At 42.5% G+C, this 19,275-nt stretch carries 14 protein-coding genes, 1 riboswitch and 1 other annotated feature; of the genes, 8 read left to right on the top strand and 6 right to left on the bottom strand.

Translation table 11 applies throughout. The annotated features are described in order from the left end of the window. Positions 1 to 31: 31 nt before the first annotated feature. The gene (locus tag MHB45_RS21405; protein ID WP_048686473.1) at positions 32 to 1,333 is read left to right on the top strand and encodes a nucleotide sugar dehydrogenase; all 1,302 of its coding nucleotides are present in this window, start codon (positions 32 to 34) and stop codon (positions 1,331 to 1,333) included. A gap of 737 nt (positions 1,334 to 2,070) precedes the next feature. On the opposite strand, the gene pckA is transcribed toward MHB45_RS21405, so the two are convergent. Next, positions 2,071 to 3,657: a phosphoenolpyruvate carboxykinase (ATP) gene (gene pckA / locus MHB45_RS21400; RefSeq protein ID WP_048686469.1), complete on the bottom strand. Its 1,587-nt coding sequence runs from the start codon at positions 3,655 to 3,657 to the stop codon at positions 2,071 to 2,073. 429 nt (positions 3,658 to 4,086) lie between these two features. Further along, a riboswitch (SAM riboswitch) is annotated at positions 4,087 to 4,249 on the top strand. Positions 4,250 to 4,412: 163 nt separating this feature from the next. Between pckA and metK the strand changes: the two genes are divergently transcribed. After that, positions 4,413 to 5,606, top strand: coding sequence for a methionine adenosyltransferase (gene metK, locus MHB45_RS21395; RefSeq protein ID WP_048686467.1), 1,194 nt, complete (start codon positions 4,413 to 4,415; stop codon positions 5,604 to 5,606). A gap of 324 nt (positions 5,607 to 5,930) precedes the next feature. On the opposite strand, the gene MHB45_RS21390 is transcribed toward metK, so the two are convergent. Beyond that, entirely contained in the window at positions 5,931 to 6,449 is a 519-nt protein-coding gene (locus tag MHB45_RS21390; RefSeq protein WP_053537396.1) for a gamma carbonic anhydrase, read from the bottom strand. Between the two features lie 209 nt (positions 6,450 to 6,658). Here MHB45_RS21390 and MHB45_RS21385 point away from each other — a divergent pair, with 209 nt between their 5' ends. Continuing rightward, entirely contained in the window at positions 6,659 to 7,462 is an 804-nt protein-coding gene (locus MHB45_RS21385) for an alpha/beta hydrolase (RefSeq protein ID WP_034310569.1), read from the top strand. A gap of 58 nt (positions 7,463 to 7,520) precedes the next feature. Here MHB45_RS21385 and MHB45_RS21380 read toward each other — a convergent pair. The 4 genes from MHB45_RS21380 to MHB45_RS21365 form a co-directional block, all read right to left on the bottom strand. Then, positions 7,521 to 8,869 (bottom strand): IS3 family transposase gene (locus MHB45_RS21380; protein WP_114238069.1). Its coding sequence is split into 2 segments (ribosomal slippage): positions 7,521 to 8,410 and positions 8,410 to 8,869, totalling 1,350 coding nucleotides; the frame shifts between segments, so codons are not numbered across the junction. Positions 8,870 to 8,946: 77 nt separating this feature from the next. Continuing rightward, on the bottom strand, positions 8,947 to 9,342 hold the full coding sequence (locus MHB45_RS21375) for a hypothetical protein (protein WP_048686314.1): 396 nt from the start codon (positions 9,340 to 9,342) through the stop codon (positions 8,947 to 8,949). Positions 9,343 to 9,478: 136 nt separating this feature from the next. Beyond that, the gene (locus MHB45_RS21370; RefSeq protein WP_048686312.1) at positions 9,479 to 10,051 is read right to left on the bottom strand and encodes a class I SAM-dependent methyltransferase; all 573 of its coding nucleotides are present in this window, start codon (positions 10,049 to 10,051) and stop codon (positions 9,479 to 9,481) included. After that, positions 10,048 to 11,007 (bottom strand): TIGR01212 family radical SAM protein, encoded by a 960-nt coding sequence (locus MHB45_RS21365; RefSeq protein WP_340908098.1) that lies wholly within the window; start codon positions 11,005 to 11,007, stop codon positions 10,048 to 10,050. Before MHB45_RS21365 ends, MHB45_RS21370 begins: the two co-directional genes overlap by 4 nt. 168 nt (positions 11,008 to 11,175) lie before the next feature. Here MHB45_RS21365 and MHB45_RS21360 point away from each other — a divergent pair, with 168 nt between their 5' ends. The 5 genes from MHB45_RS21360 to MHB45_RS21340 all read left to right on the top strand — a co-directional run bounded on the left by MHB45_RS21360 (position 11,176) and on the right by MHB45_RS21340 (position 19,254). Beyond that, on the top strand, positions 11,176 to 11,682 hold the full coding sequence (locus MHB45_RS21360) for an SMI1/KNR4 family protein (protein ID WP_340908097.1): 507 nt from the start codon (positions 11,176 to 11,178) through the stop codon (positions 11,680 to 11,682). Between the two features lie 96 nt (positions 11,683 to 11,778). Beyond that, positions 11,779 to 12,042 carry a DUF2524 family protein gene (locus MHB45_RS21355; RefSeq protein WP_034310579.1) on the top strand — a complete coding sequence of 88 codons (264 nt, stop codon included), beginning with the start codon at positions 11,779 to 11,781 and terminating at the stop codon, positions 12,040 to 12,042. A gap of 151 nt (positions 12,043 to 12,193) precedes the next feature. Beyond that, positions 12,194 to 12,424: a binding site (T-box leader), on the top strand. Between the two features lie 53 nt (positions 12,425 to 12,477). Then, a complete protein-coding gene (gene leuS / locus MHB45_RS21350) occupies positions 12,478 to 14,892 on the top strand; it encodes a leucine--tRNA ligase (RefSeq protein WP_340908096.1) in 2,415 nt (804 codons plus the stop codon). 336 nt (positions 14,893 to 15,228) lie between these two features. Further along, positions 15,229 to 18,396: an Ig-like domain-containing protein gene (locus tag MHB45_RS21345; RefSeq protein WP_340908095.1), complete on the top strand. Its 3,168-nt coding sequence runs from the start codon at positions 15,229 to 15,231 to the stop codon at positions 18,394 to 18,396. Between the two features lie 372 nt (positions 18,397 to 18,768). Then, entirely contained in the window at positions 18,769 to 19,254 is a 486-nt protein-coding gene (locus MHB45_RS21340) for a DUF2712 domain-containing protein (RefSeq protein WP_072273692.1), read from the top strand. The last annotated feature ends 21 nt before the right edge of the window (positions 19,255 to 19,275 follow it).

The raw sequence follows: 19,275 nt of genomic DNA, 5'->3' as shown, positions 1-19,275 counted from the left end.
TGCAGCAGAAAAATAGATAGGAGTGGTTTATATGAAACTTTGTACAATCGGACTTGGTTATATCGGACTTCCAACTTCTTTAATGTTTGCGAAATACGGTGTCGATGTTGTCGGCGTGGATATCCATCCTGAAATTATTTCCAATTTGAATAGCGGCAGGCTCCATATCGAAGAACCTGGATTGGATGAGGTATTAGAAGAAGTGATTGCTTCCAATAAGTTCCGAGCTGCGTTAAGCCCGGAACATGCGGATGTTTTCATCATCGCGGTGCCTACACCAAATAAAAAGGACATGCACCAATCCTGTGATTTAACACATGTCATGGATGCAACCTCAAACATTCTTCCTTTTATCAAAAAAGGGAATGTCATCATTATCGAATCGACGATAGCGCCAAGAAGCATGGATGATCATATTAAACCGATGATCGAGAGGACGGGCCTTACCATCGGAAAAGACATTTTCCTCGTACATTGTCCGGAACGCGTTTTACCTGGAAGGATTCTTGAAGAGTTGGTTCATAATAACCGTATCGTCGGGGGCATCACCGAAACATGCTCATATAAAGGAAGTCTTGTTTACAAAACCTTCGTTCAAGGGGAGATCATTCAGACCGATGCGAAAACGGCTGAAATGTCCAAACTGATGGAAAACACCTTCAGGGATGTCAATATCGCCCTTGCGAATGAGCTGACGAAAATCTGTTTCGAGCTGGACATCAATGTTTTGGATGTCATATCGATGGCAAACAAACACCCTCGTGTCAATATACACCAACCAGGACCAGGAGTTGGCGGCCATTGTTTAGCGGTCGATCCGTATTTCGTCGTTGCAAAGGCACCGGAGTATGCGAGAATCATTAAATTGGCCCGTGATACCAACGTATCGATGCCTTATTACATCGTTAATTCCGTAAGGATGATGCTAGAGGGGATCCGGAAGCCAAAAGTAGCTGTTTTCGGTCTAGCATACAAAGGAAATGTAGATGATATTCGTGAAAGTCCCGCCATTGATGTCGTCAATATCTTGATGGGAATGGAAAACATGGATGTAGCCTTGCATGACCCGCATGTCAAATCTGGAAAGATGCCAGTCGTATCAGTGGAAGACGCTGTAAATGATGCCGACTTGATACTTATCCTGACTGACCATGATGAATTTAAACAGATGGATTATGATAAGCTATCGAATCTCATGAGCAATAAATTGATTCTGGATACACGCAATTGCATTGATGCAACTAAAACAGATGTCCCGGTGGCCAACCTGGGTAATATATATCAATACAAAACGGTGTCCATGAAAAAAGACAGGAATAAAGCGATCATCTAAAAATTTGGACAACATCGATAACGGAATAACGATTAAGGGGGCACTGACTATCACAGTGCCCCTTTTTCCAATGAAAAAAAGGACCATGCAAGAAAGTGGTCCTTTCAGAACGTGGAAACGATCCAGTTGGTTTCAGATCCGCTTCCTGTACGTCAAGCCTCCTCACCGCAAGCATCCTAGCAGAGTCTCGGCTAGCCAATTATTCGAGCGCAGCCGTCATATTTCGGGTTATAAGGCAGTATTCGAGCGCAGCCGCCGTGTTTCGTGCTGCAAGGGGTGAGAATTCGAGCGCAGCCGCCGTATTTCGGGCTTGCAAGGCAGTGAATTCGTCAGCAGATGGCATATTTCGAGCTGTATGGCAGTGAATTCGACAGTAGACGTGTATTCGGGTAAGGAGTAATTTCGACCACAGATGGCGTATTTCGAGCTGTATGGCAGTGAATTCGACAGTAGACTTGTATTCCGGGTGCAAGGCAGTAAATTCGAGCGCAGCCGCCATATTTCGGGCTGTATGGCAGTAAGTTCGAGCGAAGATGCCGTATTTCGGGCTAATGGTAGTTACTTCGACCGTAGCCGCCGTATTTCGGGTTACTTGGTACTTCTTCGACAGTAGATGAGGTATTTCCCCTTCCATGGCACTTAATAAAGTAATCCATAATCATGGTTCGGGATGTGACATTTCTTGCCGACAAACTGAAAGGACCAAGCAAGAGCTTGGTCCTTTTGTGTACAATTTATTAAGCTGTCGGGCCGCCAAGTTCTTCGATTTCACTTGGAACGCTTTTGAATTTCTTGAAGTTTGCACGGAATTGTGCGGCAAGGTCTGTTGCTGCTTCTTTATAAGCGGCAGGATCTGCCCAAGTCTTGATTGGTTGAAGCACTTCATCAGGAACACCAGGAACATGAAGCGGGATATCCAAACCGAAGATATCATCTTTGATCGTTTCGATGTTCGCTAATTCACCTTCAAGCGCCGCTTGTACCATTGCACGGGTGTAAGCAAGTTTCATACGGCTTCCAGTTCCGTATGCACCGCCAGTCCATCCTGTGTTGACAAGATATACCTTTGCATTGTGCTCGTCAATTTTATCACCAAGCATCTCAGCATAGCGTGTAGCTGGAAGCGGTAAGAATGGTGAACCGAAGCAAGTGGAGAATGTAGCTTCCGGAGAAGTTACGCCTCTTTCAGTACCAGCCAATTTACTAGTGTATCCGCTTAGGAAGTGGAACATTGCCTGTTCTTTGGAAAGCTTGCTGATTGGAGGCAGAACGCCTGAAGCATCAGCTGTTAAGAAAATGATTGTATTTGGATGTCCTGCAATACTTGGGTTCACGATGTTATCGATCGCTTGCATTTGGTAAGCAGCACGAGTGTTTTCAGTCAATGAACTGTCATCATAGTTCGCTACACGCGTATCCGGATCGACAACAACATTTTCCAATACAGCACCAAAACGGATTGCATCGAAAATTTGCGGTTCTTTTTCACGTGAAAGGTTGATCGTTTTCGCATAGCAGCCGCCTTCGATGTTGAATACGCCGTTAGAAGACCAGCCGTGCTCGTCATCGCCAATCAATTTACGGCTAGTGTCTGCTGATAAAGTTGTTTTGCCTGTACCGGACAGTCCGAAGAATAAAGCGACGTCCCCTTCACGTCCTACGTTAGCAGAGCAATGCATTGGAAGGATTCCAGCCTCTGGAAGTAAGTAGTTCATGATCGAGAAGATCGATTTTTTCATTTCTCCTGCATATTCCGTTCCGCCGATCAGGATCGTACGGCGTTCAAAAGAAACGATGATGAACGTTTCGGATGTAGTTCCGTCCACTTCTGGGTCCGCTTTGAAGTTAGGTGCAGAAAGGATCGTGAATTCAGCTTCGTGACCTCTCAGTTCCTCTTCGTTTGGACGGATGAACAAAGTATGGGCGAAAAGGTTATGCCAAGCATATTCATTAACAACACGGATGGGAAGACGTGATGATTCGTCTGCACCAGCGAAACCTTTAAAAACAAAAATCTCTTCTTTTGCTTTTAGGTAGTCAACTACTTTATTATATAGTTTATTGAACACATCTTCGGAAATCGGTCGGTTCACGGGACCCCAATCGATTTTATCTTTAACTGATGCTTCTTCCACGATATATTTATCTTTAGGTGAACGACCGGTATATTTGCCAGTTTCAGCTTTTACCGCGCCGGTTGATGTTAAAACGCCTTCATTTCTGCTAAGTACTTTTTCGACCAATTGAGGAACTGATAGTTGAGTTTGCACATTGTTTCCTGTTAATAATTGGTGTAACTCATTAGAAACATCTACAGAATTCATATATGAGGTACCTTCCTTTGTTTGAGTTTTTAGATTACAATTAGTATAACACATTCATTTAATTAGTCTATACTATTTCTTTTAATTTGTGATTATTTTCAGCTAGCCGCATTAATCATTTTAATCCGGCAGGAACCGAGTCAGGATAATCGCATATACTTTCATGAAGAAAAATTTATTTAAATAGGAAGTTAGTAAGCAATATATGTCTAATGGGAAAGTCAGGATGTCGTTCCTTTTCGATGTTCAATACTTTATTATTAATGGCAATTTACAACATTTCTATTCGTATTTTGCGTTGTAAACCCCTCTAGGACGTTGTATCAACATGTTTTTTCAAATGAACGCCATTCTGGGTGGAAATGTTCTTTTTAGAAAAGCATTGACAAATTCCAGCCAGATACGATAATATCTTAAATTGTACGGATTCTCTTATCCCGAGTTGGTGGAGGGACAGGCCCTTTGAAACCCAGCAACCTGCCATATTGAACTTGACTCCAAGATCGATCGCCGAAAATAAAGCGAAGGTCTTCAAGGAATAGTGGTGATGGTGCTAACCTGAGCAAGGTAAAAAACCCTTGAACGATAAGAGTGAAAGGATAGAAGACAGAATTTTAAACCTTTCCTCATTTGCCAGGGAAGGTTTTTGTGTTTTTTATAAGTAATTCTGTGTCTATAGTTGAAACTAATGAGGGAAACGAGTTCCGTAAAAATCAGGCTTATGCCTACAACATACTAACTTCCAAGGAGGAAATATGATGTCAAAGAAACGTCTATTTACTTCTGAATCTGTTACAGAGGGCCATCCGGACAAAATTTGTGATCAGATTTCAGATTCCATTTTAGATGCTATCCTAGCTAAGGATGCAAATGCACGTGTTGCGTGTGAAACTAGTGTAACTACAGGTCTTGTACTTGTTGCTGGTGAAATTACAACGTCCGCTTACGTGGATATCCCGCGTATCGTTCGTGATACGGTTAAAGGAATTGGCTACACACGTGCGAAATACGGTTTCGATGCTGAAACTTGTGCCGTTTTGAGTTCCATTGATGAGCAGTCTGCCGATATCGCAGCTGGTGTCGATAAAGCATTGGAAGCTCGTGAAGGAAACATGTCAGATGAAGAAATCGATGCAATCGGTGCAGGGGACCAAGGTCTTATGTTCGGATTCGCTTGTAATGAAACAGAAGAGCTTATGCCGCTTCCGATTTCATTGGCGCATAAACTTTCATTCCGCTTGACTCAAGTTCGTAAAGATGAAACTCTTGCTTACCTACGCCCTGATGGTAAAACACAGGTAACCGTGGAATATGATGAGAATAACCGTCCTGTACGTGTAGATACAATCGTCATCTCTACACAGCATGATGCAGAAATTACGCTTGAACAAATTCAAGCCGATCTAAAAGAACATGTGATCAAAGCTGTCGTTCCAGCCGAGTTGATCGATGCAGATACTAAGTACTTCATCAACCCGACTGGCCGTTTCGTAATCGGCGGACCTCAAGGGGATGCTGGTCTTACTGGACGTAAAATCATCGTTGATACTTACGGCGGATACGCTCGTCACGGCGGCGGTGCATTCTCTGGTAAGGATGCAACTAAAGTTGACCGTTCTGCTGCATACGCTGCACGTTACGTTGCGAAAAACATCGTGGCAGCAGGCCTTGCCGACAAAGCGGAAGTTCAATTGGCATACGCAATTGGTGTGGCAGAGCCTGTATCGATCTCTATTGATACGTTCGGAACTGGTACAGTTAGCGAAGAAGTCCTTGTTGACCTAGTTCGCGCAAACTTCGACCTTCGTCCAGCTGGTATAATCAAAATGCTTGACCTTCGTCGCCCAATCTACAAACAAACAGCTGCATACGGACACTTCGGCCGTACAGATGTCGATCTTCCATGGGAACGCACGGACAAAGCAGAAACATTAAAAGCACAAGCGTAATTCATATAAAAAAAGGTGTCCCGCTATTAGCGGGGCACCTTTTTTATGGATTAACTTAGCCGTCTGCGGGAATAATTCAAGAAATCCCAAAGAAATTCAACTTTAAGGGCCATACTCGTGAGTTAGAGCAATATACTCGTGAATTTGGAGCAAATACTCGTGAGTTTGGAGCAAATACTCGTGAGTTTCAGCAATTTACTCGTGAATTTGGAGAAATACTCGTGAGTTTCAGAATTTACTCGGAAGTTGGTGCAATGCTGAGTTTCAGTATTTACTCGTGAGTTTGGAGCAAATACTCGTAATTTTCAGTCAAGTGCTCGTGCATTACTTTATTCGTTCCGCCGTTTTATAGTATTGGCCTTTTTCGGCGTATTCGCGTACGATGCGTTCCATATCCTGTCGATCTTCTTCGTTGATTTCGCGGATGACTTTAGCTGGACGTCCGAATGCCAACATGTTCGGTGGAATGACTTTGCCTTGGGGAACGAGACTGCCGGCACCGATGAAAGCCCCTTCGCCGATTTCGGCTTCATCAAGTACGATCGATCCCATGCCGATTAAAGCTCCTTTGCGGATTTTACAGCTATGTAATATGACCTGATGGCCAATGGTTACTTCATCCTCGATGATCAATGGATTATTTGGGCTTTGGTGCAGGATGCTGTTATCCTGTATACTGACTTTTTTTCCGATGATGGTTGGGGATACATCACCGCGAATGACGGAATTGAACCAGATTGATGTTTCGTCGCCAATTTTGACATCACCTGTGACGACAGCATTTTCAGCAATATAAGCGCTTTCAGCAATTTCAGGTTCTTTGCCTTTATACGGATAAATAATCATTTTCAATCATTTCCTTTCCGAAGTGAATGTTTTTATGTATTATTTTAATATACCGTATGCAAATACACTTGGCTATTTATAATAGCAATGTACAACTTGTTAGATTTCTTTTTTGTCGAAAATCACGAATATGGTTATAATTTATATATATTATTTCAACTATCATGGATCGTACACAACAAGTGAAAATGAAAGGGGGATTTCGAATGTGGAAATGGGAGACAGAAGGAGACGCAAAGGGCGTCATTGTCATCATTCATGGGGCAATGGAACATCATGGACGTTATAAGTGGGTAACACAAATGTGGCTTTCAGCTGGATACCATGTCGTCATGGGCGACCTTCCTGGGCAGGGTATGACTACTCGCGCCTACCGGGGACATATCGATTCCTTTGATGAGTATTTGGACGAAGTGAAAAGCTGGATAGAAGAGGCTTATGAATATTCGTTGCCGGTCTTTTTACTTGGACACAGCATGGGCGGTTTGATTTCGATACGCCTTCTTCAGGAAGAGGAATGGGACATTGCAGGAGTGATTCTTTCTTCTCCTTGCTTGGGCCTCGTGACGAAGCCGCGGAAGTTCCTTACAATGCTCTCGCATGGTTTGAACATCGTTATGCCTCAGTTCAGGGTGGATTCCGGATTGACACCTGAAATGGCGACGAGAAGTGCGGAAATTCGTGAATCCGATAGAAACGATACATTATATATCACAAAGGTTTCGGTTCGCTGGTATCGCGAGCTTGCACAGGCTATGAAGGATGCTTTTGAAGAGATTCCTGAATTTCAGGATGTGCCGCTTTTGGTGATGCAGGGCGGAGATGACCGAATCGTGAACAAGAAGGCGGTTCGTGAGTGGTTCAATTATAATTTGGCCAGTGAAAAGCAATATAAGGAATGGCCGAAGCTTTATCATGAAATCTTCAATGAACCAGAGCGTGATGATGTATTTCAATATGCGCTGAGTTTTGTTGAAAACCGTTTAAAGATATTAGGGTATGTCGTTTGATCCGTACATACTTCAGGATAAATGAAATGATCTGACCCAATAAAGTTAGACATATAATTTAAGCAGCTTCTAAGACCTGAGTTCGGTATTCTATCGGACTCAGGTCTTTTAATTTTACCTTCATTCGTTTGTGGTTATAGTAATGAATATAATCATCTAATTCCTTTTCAAAGTGCTCCATACTTTCAAACTCTTGGAGATAAAGCAATTCAGACTTTAACAAGCCAAAAAAGTTTTCCATGACTGCGTTATCTAAACAATTTCCCTTACGGGACATGCTTTGTATAATGCGGGAATCTTTTAAGGTTTTTTGATACTTCTTCATTTGATAATGCCACCCTTGATCCGAATGGAGGATGACCGTATCTTCTGGTTTTAGGTGTTTAATCGCCTCATCTAACATATCTCCAACAAGTTTATAAACAGGCCGTTTCATCACTTTGTAGGCAATAATTTCACCATTACATAAATCAAGGATAGGGGATAAGTAACGTTTCTCCCCAAATAAATGAAATTCCGTTACGTCTGTTACCCATTTTTGATTCATTTTCTCGGCTTGAAAATCACGTTGTAAAATATGGGGGGCAATTCGACCAACACGCCCCTTATACGAACGATACTTTTTCATACGGACTAAACATTTTACGCCCATTTCATTCATGAGGCGGTTGATGGTCTTTGGATTGTGAGAAAACCCATATTTTTTTAACTCTTTTGTGATACGACGATAACCGTAACGTCCTTTATGTTCATGATAGATAGACTGAATAGTGGCTTTTACCTTCGAATACTTATCTTCTCGATTCAAGCGTTTTTCCCAATAATAGTACGTGCTACGTGGAATATCAGCGACTTTAATTAAGGCCACAACCTCATAAATGGACTTTAGTTCATAAATTACTTGCGCTTTGATTTTGGTTGTAATTTTTCCTGCATTTGAACTAAAGTATTTAACTTTTTTAAATACGCATTCTCCATTTCCAGTTGTTTAATTCGTTCTTCAAGCTCTTTAACCGAACCTTCAATTTGTTTGGATGGATTGATATCTTTTTTCATGGATGGTCTCCCCTTTTTCTTAGAAATTAGGGCATCTAATCCATAGGCATTAACATTTATTCTCCACGTCCGAATTAGCGCTGGAGATGAAATATTAAACCTTGCGGCTGCGTCGTAAGAAGATATACCCGTTTCATTCATATAATTAAGTACATCCATTTTAAACTCCGTAGAATAACTTGTATAGGATTTCTTAAATCCATCGGCTCCTTGAATTTGGTATAAACGAACCCATCCTTGAATCATTTGATAAGAAACTTCAAATATTTTCTGAAGATCCATATAGCTGTGCTTTCCTTCAAGGTAAAGTCGTACAATGAATATTTTCTGTTGGGCAGAAAAATTAGCCATAAAAAACACCCCGTAAATGTTAGTTTGGTGTCTAACATTTACGGGGCAGTTCATTAGACTTCGGCAGCTTTTTTGGATCAGCCTGCGTTTTTAAGCAATTCGTTCGACTTGATGACCGGTGCCCAGAAAGTAACCGGATACATAAATTGGTTCAAATGAGTAAGTTCCTTTTTGTTGGATAATGCAGTGGATAGGAGATAAATGGATTTGAAGGTCAAGTCATTGGCGAATAGGTCCAAAAGCGTCGCTTTCATATTCATGATCGCTTCATGGTTTTGGGTGGAAATCATTAAATCGAGCTGTGGCAGGAACTTATCAAAATGATGGTCAAATTGTTTGAGGTCCTCCATGGTTTTTTGTTCTTCTGTCAACGAGTTGAGCGAGTTGACAAAATCCCCGTATTGCTCACTTGAATCCCTTTTGATTTTTTCAGTCAATATATCCGTCAGTAATGAAGTAGGCAAATGTTCCATTTTCTGCACCCTCTTATCTATTTTCTATCATTATAATCATTATAGACGAAAAATTCAAAAAGTTATGATTGGTAATTCTGCTGCCTGCGAGCTGGGATGGAAAAAACACCGTTCGTATAGAACGGTGTCGGATTTATCATCTCTTTTCAATCGCGACAATGAATGGCGGATTGTTTGCTTGGTTGATGAACCCGTATCTCAGGATATGGGCTTTCTGTTGAGGGAAGTTCTCTACATAATCCATCAATGCATCCCGTTCTGCCGATCCCCCTGGATGACCATGGTATATGACGAGGATGATGATGCCTTCAGGCGCCAGCAGTTCGAACAGCTGTTCAATGGCTGATATCGTCGTCTCGGCTTGGGTGATGATTGATTTGTCTCCGCCAGGTAGGTAGCCCAGGTTGAAGATGGCACCTGTGACCTTTCCGGAATGTTCTTTCCTGATATATTTGCTTAAATGTTCATGCCCAGCGTGAATGAGGGTACAGCGCTCTTGTAAATTCTCGGCGTTCAGTTTTGCCGCTGTGGCTTCGATCGCTTCTTTCTGAATATCAAAACTATAGACATGTCCGTCTGCACCTGTAAGTCCTGCAAGAAAGACGGTATCAAAGCCATTGCCCATCGTGCCATCTATGGTTATATCCCCGGGGCGGACCGCTTTTTCCAGCAGAATCCTGGCAAAAGGCAAAATTCGATCTAGCTTCATGATTGTACCTCCATGTGATGATTTTTCCCCTGCCAGCTGTTGCGGCGTTTCAGTTCGGCGTCAATGGCATTCAGGACATCCCATTTATTTACGCTCCACATTGAACCGATCATCAAATCGATCGGACCGTCCCCCGTAATGCGATGAACGATCATTTCTGGAGGGATTATTTCCAGCTGGTCACATACAAGGCTGACATAATCGTCACGGTCAAGAAACTCGAGCAGGCCCTTTTCATATTGTTTGACCATCGGTGTCCCTTTTAATAGATGAAGTAAATGGATCTTTATCCCCTGCACATCGAGTTTGGCGACTTCACGGGCTGTTTCCATCATCATGCCGTAATCTTCCTGAGGAAGGCCATTGATGATATGGGAGCAGACGCGGATGCCATGTTTGCGCAGTTTATCGACACCTTCTTTGTAGCAATCGAAGTCATGGGCGCGGTTGATCATCGTTGCGGTCTTTTCATGGACCGTCTGAAGACCCAACTCGACCCAAAGGTAAGTGCGTTCGTTCAAATCCGCTAAATACTCGACTACATCATCTGGAAGGCAATCCGGGCGTGTCGCGATGGAGAGTCCGACGACACCTTCCTGGGTCAATACACTTTCATATTTCTCGCGAAGCTCTGCCACGGGTGCATGTGTATTCGTGAATGCTTGGAAATAGGCCATATATTTTCCATCTTTCCATTTATGGTGCATCCGTTCGCTGATTTTCTTAAACTGGACGTCCAAGGGTTCAACCCTGCTGCCAGCGAAGTCACCAGAGCCTGAGGCACTGCAGAAGGTACAGCCGCCATGTGCGACGGTGCCATCACGGTTCGGACAGTCAAAACCGCCATCCAGGGCAACTTTAAAGACCTTGTGTCCAAAATGTTCTCTCAGGTGGTAATTCCATGTATGATATCGTTTGTTGTCCGTTGCATATATAAACGGGTTTGCTTGATTCAAATCAGCAACCTCCTAAATAAAATAAAGCGCAACATATATTATACAACATTCTCGCAGCTAGGTCTTTTTTTGAAAAATAAGCGTATACTGTATACTTGAAGGCTAAATATTTTGCTGCTATTTCCAGTTTATCTTTGAATGACTATATCCAATCGGGAGCTGATGGACATGACCGGTCAAGTTGAAGAAGCGATCAAACAAATGAAAAAGAAATTAGCCGAAAATAATCAGGTGATCGAAGTAAATGAAGATGGGTTCACATACAAAGCCACTTGCACCTTCAATTCACCTGCTTCGGATGAACAAATTCATTCCTTTGAAAAGAAAACCGGACTGCTTCTGCCTGATGATTATAAGGAGTTTTTAAAAATAACCAATGGATGCCGTCTGTTCGATAATGTGGAATCAGGCGGGGAAAACGATTTATACAGCTTGGATGATATTATTAATTACACATATGAAAATTCCTACGAGGGATGCTATAAAGTGGCCTGCATTTATCAAGATAATATTGTGATCGATGGGGAAGCCGTCGCCAAAGGCGATAAGGAGTATTTAATGGTAAAAGGCCATATCGATGATTTTGAAGAAGGCGAGAAGCTCCATATGGGCTTTGCCGAATGGATCGAGCAGTTCATTTCCCATCAAGGTGAGAAGTTTTGGGATAAAGGTTGATTGCTCAAAAAAAAATGATAATCCTCCCGTTATTTGCTCAAACTAGAAAAGATGATTCCGAATCATCCAAATGAGACGCGAAGGAGAGGGTTTGAAATGGCAACCAGACAATCCGTCGATCATTTTTTAGAGCAATGTGAAGGGGCTCTCCATTTTGCAGAGTTTGAATTTAACGAGGCCTCACGGCAGGAGCATTATGATGATGAACAATTTCAAAATTCGCAAAGGTATATCGAAGAGGCTTTGACGGATATGGAACGATTGTATGCCAGTTCGAATGACCAGCAACGGGAAATGCTTTCGCGGATGAAGCAGCAGTTGAACGAATTGAGGAATGAAATGATTTTACTGCGACATTAAATGAGCGGGGGAGCTATGAATGAATAGCTCCCTTTTTTGCACGAATTTTCCTGAATTCGCATATATAATGAAAAACCTGTCGATAATGTTTATGTACGGCTATTGCAATTATCGGTGAAATTGACTAGAATGAAATAAAATCAATATTCTCATAAAGACTATGATGAGGAATAGTAGCGGTTTAAACCAGTAAAGAGAGTTGACGGATGGTGCAAGTCAACCTGGGACGGTCGCGAACTCGCCTTGGAGTCCCGGGTGTGAATGAATAAGTAATGCCTGGCGTTTTAATCCATGTTACGGATGTTTTAAGCTGGGCGGATTTTAGCTATCGCCAATGTGGGTGGTACCGCGGGAAGATATACATAATCCTCTCGTCCCTATTTTGGGATGAGGGGTTTTTTATTGTTTTTTATACGGAAATTAGGAGGAAATCATATGAGTTTTGACCATAGAAGCATAGAAACGAAATGGCAAAAGTATTGGGAAGGCAATAAGACATTCAAAACGGGTGAAGAAAGCGGCAAACGCAAATTCTACGCGCTGGATATGTTCCCATATCCTTCAGGGGCTGGTCTTCATGTGGGGCACCCAGAAGGTTATACGGCAAGCGACATCCTGGCACGGATGAAACGGGCACAGGGGTATAATGTATTGCATCCGATCGGCTGGGACGCTTTTGGACTTCCGGCAGAGCAATATGCGATCGATACGGGAAATGATCCAGCTGAATTCACGGAGCACAACATCAATACGTTCCGCCGCCAAATCAAAGCCCTTGGTTTTTCTTATGATTGGGATCGTGAAATAAACACGACAGATCCCGACTATTACAAATGGACGCAATGGATCTTCTTGAAATTATATGAAAAGGGCCTTGCCTATATTGATGAAGTGGCCGTTAACTGGTGTCCTGCACTTGGTACGGTATTGGCGAATGAAGAAGTAATCGATGGGAAAAGTGAGCGTGGAGGCCATCCTGTTGAGCGCCGCCCAATGAAACAGTGGATGCTTCGCATCACGGCGTATGCTGATCGTTTAATCGACGATCTGAATGATGTGGATTGGCCGGAAAACATCAAGGATATGCAGCGTAACTGGATTGGCCGTTCCGAGGGAGCGGAGGTTACATTCAATATCGATGGCTTTGATGAAACATTCACGGTGTTCACGACTCGTCCGGATACGTTATTCGGTGCAACATATGCCGTATTGGCACCTGAACATCCGTTTGTCGATAAAATTACGACAGCTGATCAAAGTGCGGCAGTTGAGGCCTATTTAGATGAAGTGAAACATAAAAGCGACTTGGAAAGAACAGACTTGGCAAAGGATAAATCAGGCGTGTTCACGGGGGCTTATGCGATTAACCCGGTAAACGGCGAAAAAATGCCGATCTGGATTGCCGATTATGTGTTGATCAGCTACGGAACAGGAGCAATCATGGCCGTTCCTGCCCATGATGAGCGAGATTATGAATTCGCAGTAAAGTTCGACTTGCCGATCAAGGAAGTCGTAGCTGGCGGAGATGTGACAAGTGAAGCATATACAGGCGATGGACTTCATGTGAATTCGGAATTCCTTGATGGGTTGAATAAGGAAGAAGCCATTTCGACCATGATCAAATGGCTGGAAGAAAAAGAAATCGGCACGAAAAAAATAACATACCGCCTTCGCGACTGGTTATTCAGCCGTCAGCGTTACTGGGGTGAACCGATTCCAATCATCCATTGGGAAGACGGCACGATGTCTCCAGTGAAGGAAGAAGAACTTCCATTGATTTTACCGAAAACTACGGACATTAAGCCTTCGGGTACAGGTGAATCACCACTTGCGAACATATCGGAATGGGTGAATGTAACGGATGAAAACGGACGAAAAGGACGCCGTGAGACGAACACGATGCCACAGTGGGCAGGAAGCAGCTGGTACTTCCTTCGTTATATCGATCCGGATAACAAAGAAGCACTTGCCGATCCGGAAAAATTAAAAGAATGGATGCCGGTCGACATTTATATTGGCGGCGCTGAGCATGCGGTGCTTCACTTGCTTTACGCTCGTTTCTGGCATAAATTCCTGTACGATATCGGTGTCGTGCCAACGAAGGAACCGTTCCAGAACCTATTTAACCAAGGAATGATCCTTGGTGAGAATAATGAAAAAATGAGTAAATCCAAAGGGAACGTCGTGAATCCGGATGATATCGTGGAAAGCCATGGTGCCGATACACTTCGCATGTACGAAATGTTCATGGGGCCATTGGATGCTTCGATTGCCTGGTCCACAAACGGATTGGACGGTTCTCGCAGATTCCTTGACCGTATCTGGCGTTTATTAGTCAACGATGACGGGACGATCACAGATAAGATGACAGAGACGGATGACACGGGCAAGCTCGAAAAAGTCTATCATCAAACGGTTAAAAAAGTGACCGAGAACTATGAGGAATTGAAATTCAATACGGCGATTTCACAATTGATGGTATTCATTAATGATGCTTATAAAGCGGATTCGCTTCCTAAGGTGTATATCGAAGGCTTCGTAAAGCTGCTTGCACCAGTTGCACCTCATATCGCCGAGGAGCTTTGGTCTAAACTGGGCCATTCCGAGAGCATCACGTACGGAACATGGCCGGCTTTCGACGAAGCGAAGTTAGTGGATAACGAAGTCGAAATCGTCATCCAAATCAACGGAAAAGTCAAAGCGAAATTAATGGTGCCGACTGACACTACGAGAGAAAAACTGGAAGAAATCGCGATGGGTGATGATTCCATCAAAGAACAAATCGATGGGAAAACCGTTCGTAAAGTGATTTCCGTACCAGGTAAATTAGTCAATATCGTCGCAAACTAAATAAAAATGATTGGAAGCTGTCCCGCATATTTTTACTGCTGGGACAGCTTTTTTTCGTGGCATTGGCTGACCATGGGAAAAAGGTCATGTTAGGATACTCACCGATTTGACTCTATTAGCATCCAATCTGCCAAATGGACATCTACTATCGTCATGAGAGGAAATCGGAACGCAAATATCTTGCTTAATTGGTTCGTGCGAATCATTTTTCAGCTCTATGGCCAAATAAATCAAGCATTTGACATAAAAAAGGGAAAAAATTGGTTGATAAAATTTTACAGTGTGATAGTTTGGTATAGTACTGTTATTTTTTAACCAATTATTGGAGGGAAAACCGTGAAATTTAAGAATGTGAGTCGAATTACGGCGTGTGCACTAATTTTTGCACTGATTTTCAGCTTGATGGTTCCACTGAATTCTCAAGCAGCAGCTGCAGCACCCGTTGAAAATGTAAAAACGATTAAAAATGGGGACACTCTGGACGGAAAGTTTGAAAAACCGGATGTTCAATGGTACCAAATCAGTCCCACAACAGAAGAAGTACAAAAGTTCTCCCATATTGAGTTCGAAGTCAATTCGGACAAAATCTTGAATATCTCCGTATATCAAGATAAAGAAAAAGCAGAAAAAGATGAGAGCAATTATATTGTCTCTTCTTATCCTGATGAAAAAGCTGTAGTCGATTTCCCATATGCTTGGGAAGGCACATATTATGTTAAAGTTGAATATTTCGGCGATACGGATGATGAGGGAAATCCCATTCCGGATGCGGAAAATGTAGCTGAATACTCCATCAATGCGCATTCAGTGACATTGCCGCCATCTGCCGGGGACGAAGGGGAGGAGCTTGAATCTTGCCCGGTTGAAGTGAGTGTAAACGATAAGAAAACGGGAGAATCCATGTTGAAAACACTCCGCGTGTTTAGAGATGAAGTTCTCACGAAGTCATCTGAGGGACGTACCCTTTCCTCTTTATACTATAAAGCTTCGCCATTCCTGGCCCTCCATCTGGCTGGTAATAAAACGGCAAGGGAAGCCGTTTATAATCACTTAGTCGAGATTAAGCCCCTTATCGAGGATCTTAATGAAAATGGAGCAAGCAGTACGGCAGTCATTAGCAACAAGCAGCAAGAAGCGATCAAGGCCTTATTCAAAAAGTCGGCAGATGTTGCTCCGGCCGGATTGAAAAAGGATATGGACGCCATTGCAAAGAAAATCAATCTTGATAAGCTTGCAGGTGAGAGGATCGTCGATATCGCAAGCAAAGCGGGAATCGAACTTCCTGCTTCGAAAAATGTAAAGAACAAATATATCGTCAAACTTAAACCAGGGAAGTCATTAAGCGCTGTCCAATCCAAGATAAGCGGAAAAGGATATGGAACATTATCGGCACCTAAGCAACAAGAGGTTCTGTATGATGATATGTATGTCGTCGAGTTAAAGAACCAAGCTAAAATGAGCACAGCAGCTCTTTCCGGTATCGAAAAACTTCCAGAAGTGGAATATATCGAAGCGGTAAAAACGTACAAAGCACTTTCTGCCGACATTCAATCACCGTATCAATGGTCTTTGAATAACGCCGGCGGGGAAGAAGGCGTAAAGGGAGCGGACATCGATAACGAAAAACTGCAGAACCTTATTAAGAAACGTAATTTAAAAGATACGTTGGTAGCGGTTATCGACACAGGTGTCGATGATTCACTTGCGGATCTACAGAGTGTCGTTGAAATGGAGTCAGGTAAGAATTTCATCGATAAGAAAGAAAAAGCAATCGATGACAATGGCCATGGTACACATGTATCCGGAATCATCGCTGCCAAAGCAGATAACGGTTATTCCATGCAAGGAATCAATCCGGCAGCTAAAATCATGCCTGTGAAGGTCTTGGACTCTTCAGGATTTGGAGACAATGAGAAAATTGCACTAGGCATTAAATATGCCGTGGATCATGGTGCAAAGGTCATAAACCTTAGCTTGGGCGGAGAATATAGCAGGACGATCGAATATGCCTTGAAACATGCCGCTGCCAAGAATGTAATGGTTGTCGTGGCAAGCGGTAATGATGGGATGGAAGGTCTTTCTTATCCTGCATCATCAAAATACGCCATATCCGTCGGTGCAACCAATGCCCTTGATTTAGTATCCGATTATTCCAATTATGGATCGAAGTTGGACATGGTCGCACCAGGGACAGCCATCCCAAGCCTTGTGCCTAACGGGAATGTTACTTACATGGATGGTACATCAATGGCAGCTCCCCATGTTGCGGCAGCTACAGCCTTATTATTATCCGGAAACCCTGGGTTGAAAGTGAATGAAGTAAGGGAAATCCTTCATGAGACATCGGAATATGTCGCTTTTGAAGAAGAAGATAATGTAGACCCTTATGAGGACTATGTACCGGAAGATGGCGAAATCATCATACCGGAAGAAGAACTTCCTGTCGGAAAAGATTTAGTCTCTGGATACGGAAGATTGAATGCGTACAGTGCACTTAGTGCAGTGGACTTGAATGCTAAAGTCAATCTTGTGATGGATACGCAAACAAAACTGACTGGTTCAGCTAAAAAAGGGTCAGTGATCGAAGTGAAAAGCGGAAGCAAAACGCTCGGTAAAGGAACGGCGTCAGCCAACGGAACGTTCAGCGTTACGATTCCGGTCCAAAAAGCTGCGCAGCTGCTTACTGTGAATATCTCTGATTCTTCCAAACTAGCAGTATCTTCAATCAAAGTATTCGTGAATAAGGGTGCAACCCCTAACAAGCCAACTGTCAAAGCTTTAAGTGACAAAGATACGTATGTAACGGGTCAATCGCAAGCGGACATGAAAATCTCGATCAAAAATAGTGCAAAAAAAGTGATTGGTTCAGGTAACACGGACAGCAAAGGGAATTTCAAAGTGAAAATCAGCAAGCAAAAGGCCGGAACTAAACTTTCAGTCACGGCTACAGACTTAGCAAAACGTGAAAGCAAGGCGGCAAGCGTCACGGTTCTTGATAAAACCGCCCCAGATGCACCGAAAGTGAAAGAAGTAAGCGATAAAGCTACTTCAGTAACTGGTAAAGCGGAAATCGGTTCAACCGTTACCGTGAAGCACAGCAATAAAAACATCGGAACGGCAAAAGCTGATAGTAAGGGGAACTTCTCCATTAAAATCAGCAAGAAAAAAGCTGGCTCCGCATTATACGTCTCAGCAAAAGACAAAGCGGGCAATACAGGAAAAGCAGCAAAAGTAACGGTTAAAGATAAAACCGCTCCAGGTACACCTAAAGTGAATGAAGTAAACGATAAAGCAACAAAAGTAACTGGTAAAGCGGAAATAGGTTCAACCGTTACCGTGAAGTACAGCAATAAAAACATCGGAACGGCAAAAGCTGATAGTAAGGGGAACTTCTCCGTCAAAATCAGCAAGAAAAAAGCAGGGTCCGCATTATACGTCTCAGCAAAAGACAAAGCGGGCAATACAGGGAAAGCAACAAAAGTAACCGTAAAGAAAGCTAAATAGCAACAGGGGAAGGCCGTTTAACTACATGTTAAACGGCCTTTTTTTGTTAAGATGTCCTTTAGTTGTGTAGATGCCAGTTTCCCAGTCCCAACAGCCGATTTGTTGTAGCTTAAGATAAGATGATAAGGATGAGATGTTTGATATCTTAATTAAAATGGGTGAGGATTCCGACATTTTTGTGCGACTATTTTTGACTTGCCAATGGTCATTTAAAGTCTTGATTTATAAAAAACCACTATTAGGAAACACAGTATAATTAAGGTTATATTTATATTTTTTTACAAAATAGTTCTTTTTTATCATAAAAAATTGGCAATGTAGGTATAAAGTTGTATTATTAACCTGTAAAGTAAATTTTCAGGAGGGGATAATATGAAAAAAGTAAGAGTAATAGCATTAGGGACTATTTTAGCTTGCTCAATTGGGTTAGGAACGCTTTCAGTTGAAGCTGGAAATGACAATTTGGGATATTCATTTACGATTAAGAAAGAGCAAGCTAACTCGTACACAGGTACAGAGTATCGCCAAACGACTACGGAACGGAATACATGGAAAGTGAGAATGTATAAATCTACAGAAGGAACTAATACTTTAACTACTTATTGGTTAGAAAAAAGCAATGGTACAAATGTATCCCCTGCAGTGAAAGTTAAAGCTGGTAGCGGCGGTGAAAATAGTGGGCGCAACCATTATATTAAAGGCAATTCAGGAGCTAATGCCGCTAATGTAAGATTAACAGCAGAAAATAATAATTATAGTTCTAACAGCTATTCGGTAAAAGGGTACTGGGATGAGGAGACGGGGAGAATATTACCTTCACAATATAATACTTATTACACCACTGAGTATAATAAATAAAATAATGATGATCATTGTGAA

Origin of the sequence: Peribacillus sp. FSL K6-5616 (genome assembly GCF_038008245.1) — a bacterium.
GTDB classification, from domain to species: Bacteria; Bacillota; Bacilli; order Bacillales; family DSM-1321; genus Peribacillus; species Peribacillus frigoritolerans.
The sequence above is the reverse complement of the archived record's forward strand: the minus strand, read 5'-3'. Positions and strand labels throughout refer to the sequence as shown.

Bases quoted from the DNA above. Each gene is read 5' to 3' on its own strand.
- MHB45_RS21405 (WP_048686473.1), top strand. From the start codon at position 32: ATGAAACTTTGTACAATCGGACTTGGTTATATCGGACTTCCAACTTCT.
- pckA (WP_048686469.1), bottom strand. From the start codon at position 3,657: ATGAATTCTGTAGATGTTTCTAATGAGTTACACCAATTATTAACAGGA.
- metK (WP_048686467.1), top strand. From the start codon at position 4,413: ATGATGTCAAAGAAACGTCTATTTACTTCTGAATCTGTTACAGAGGGC.
- MHB45_RS21385 (WP_034310569.1), top strand. From the start codon at position 6,659: ATGTGGAAATGGGAGACAGAAGGAGACGCAAAGGGCGTCATTGTCATC.
- MHB45_RS21375 (WP_048686314.1), bottom strand. From the start codon at position 9,342: ATGGAACATTTGCCTACTTCATTACTGACGGATATATTGACTGAAAAA.
- MHB45_RS21370 (WP_048686312.1), bottom strand. From the start codon at position 10,051: ATGAAGCTAGATCGAATTTTGCCTTTTGCCAGGATTCTGCTGGAAAAA.
- MHB45_RS21360 (WP_340908097.1), top strand. From the start codon at position 11,176: ATGACCGGTCAAGTTGAAGAAGCGATCAAACAAATGAAAAAGAAATTA.
- MHB45_RS21355 (WP_034310579.1), top strand. From the start codon at position 11,779: ATGGCAACCAGACAATCCGTCGATCATTTTTTAGAGCAATGTGAAGGG.
- leuS (WP_340908096.1), top strand. From the start codon at position 12,478: ATGAGTTTTGACCATAGAAGCATAGAAACGAAATGGCAAAAGTATTGG.
- MHB45_RS21340 (WP_072273692.1), top strand. From the start codon at position 18,769: ATGAAAAAAGTAAGAGTAATAGCATTAGGGACTATTTTAGCTTGCTCA.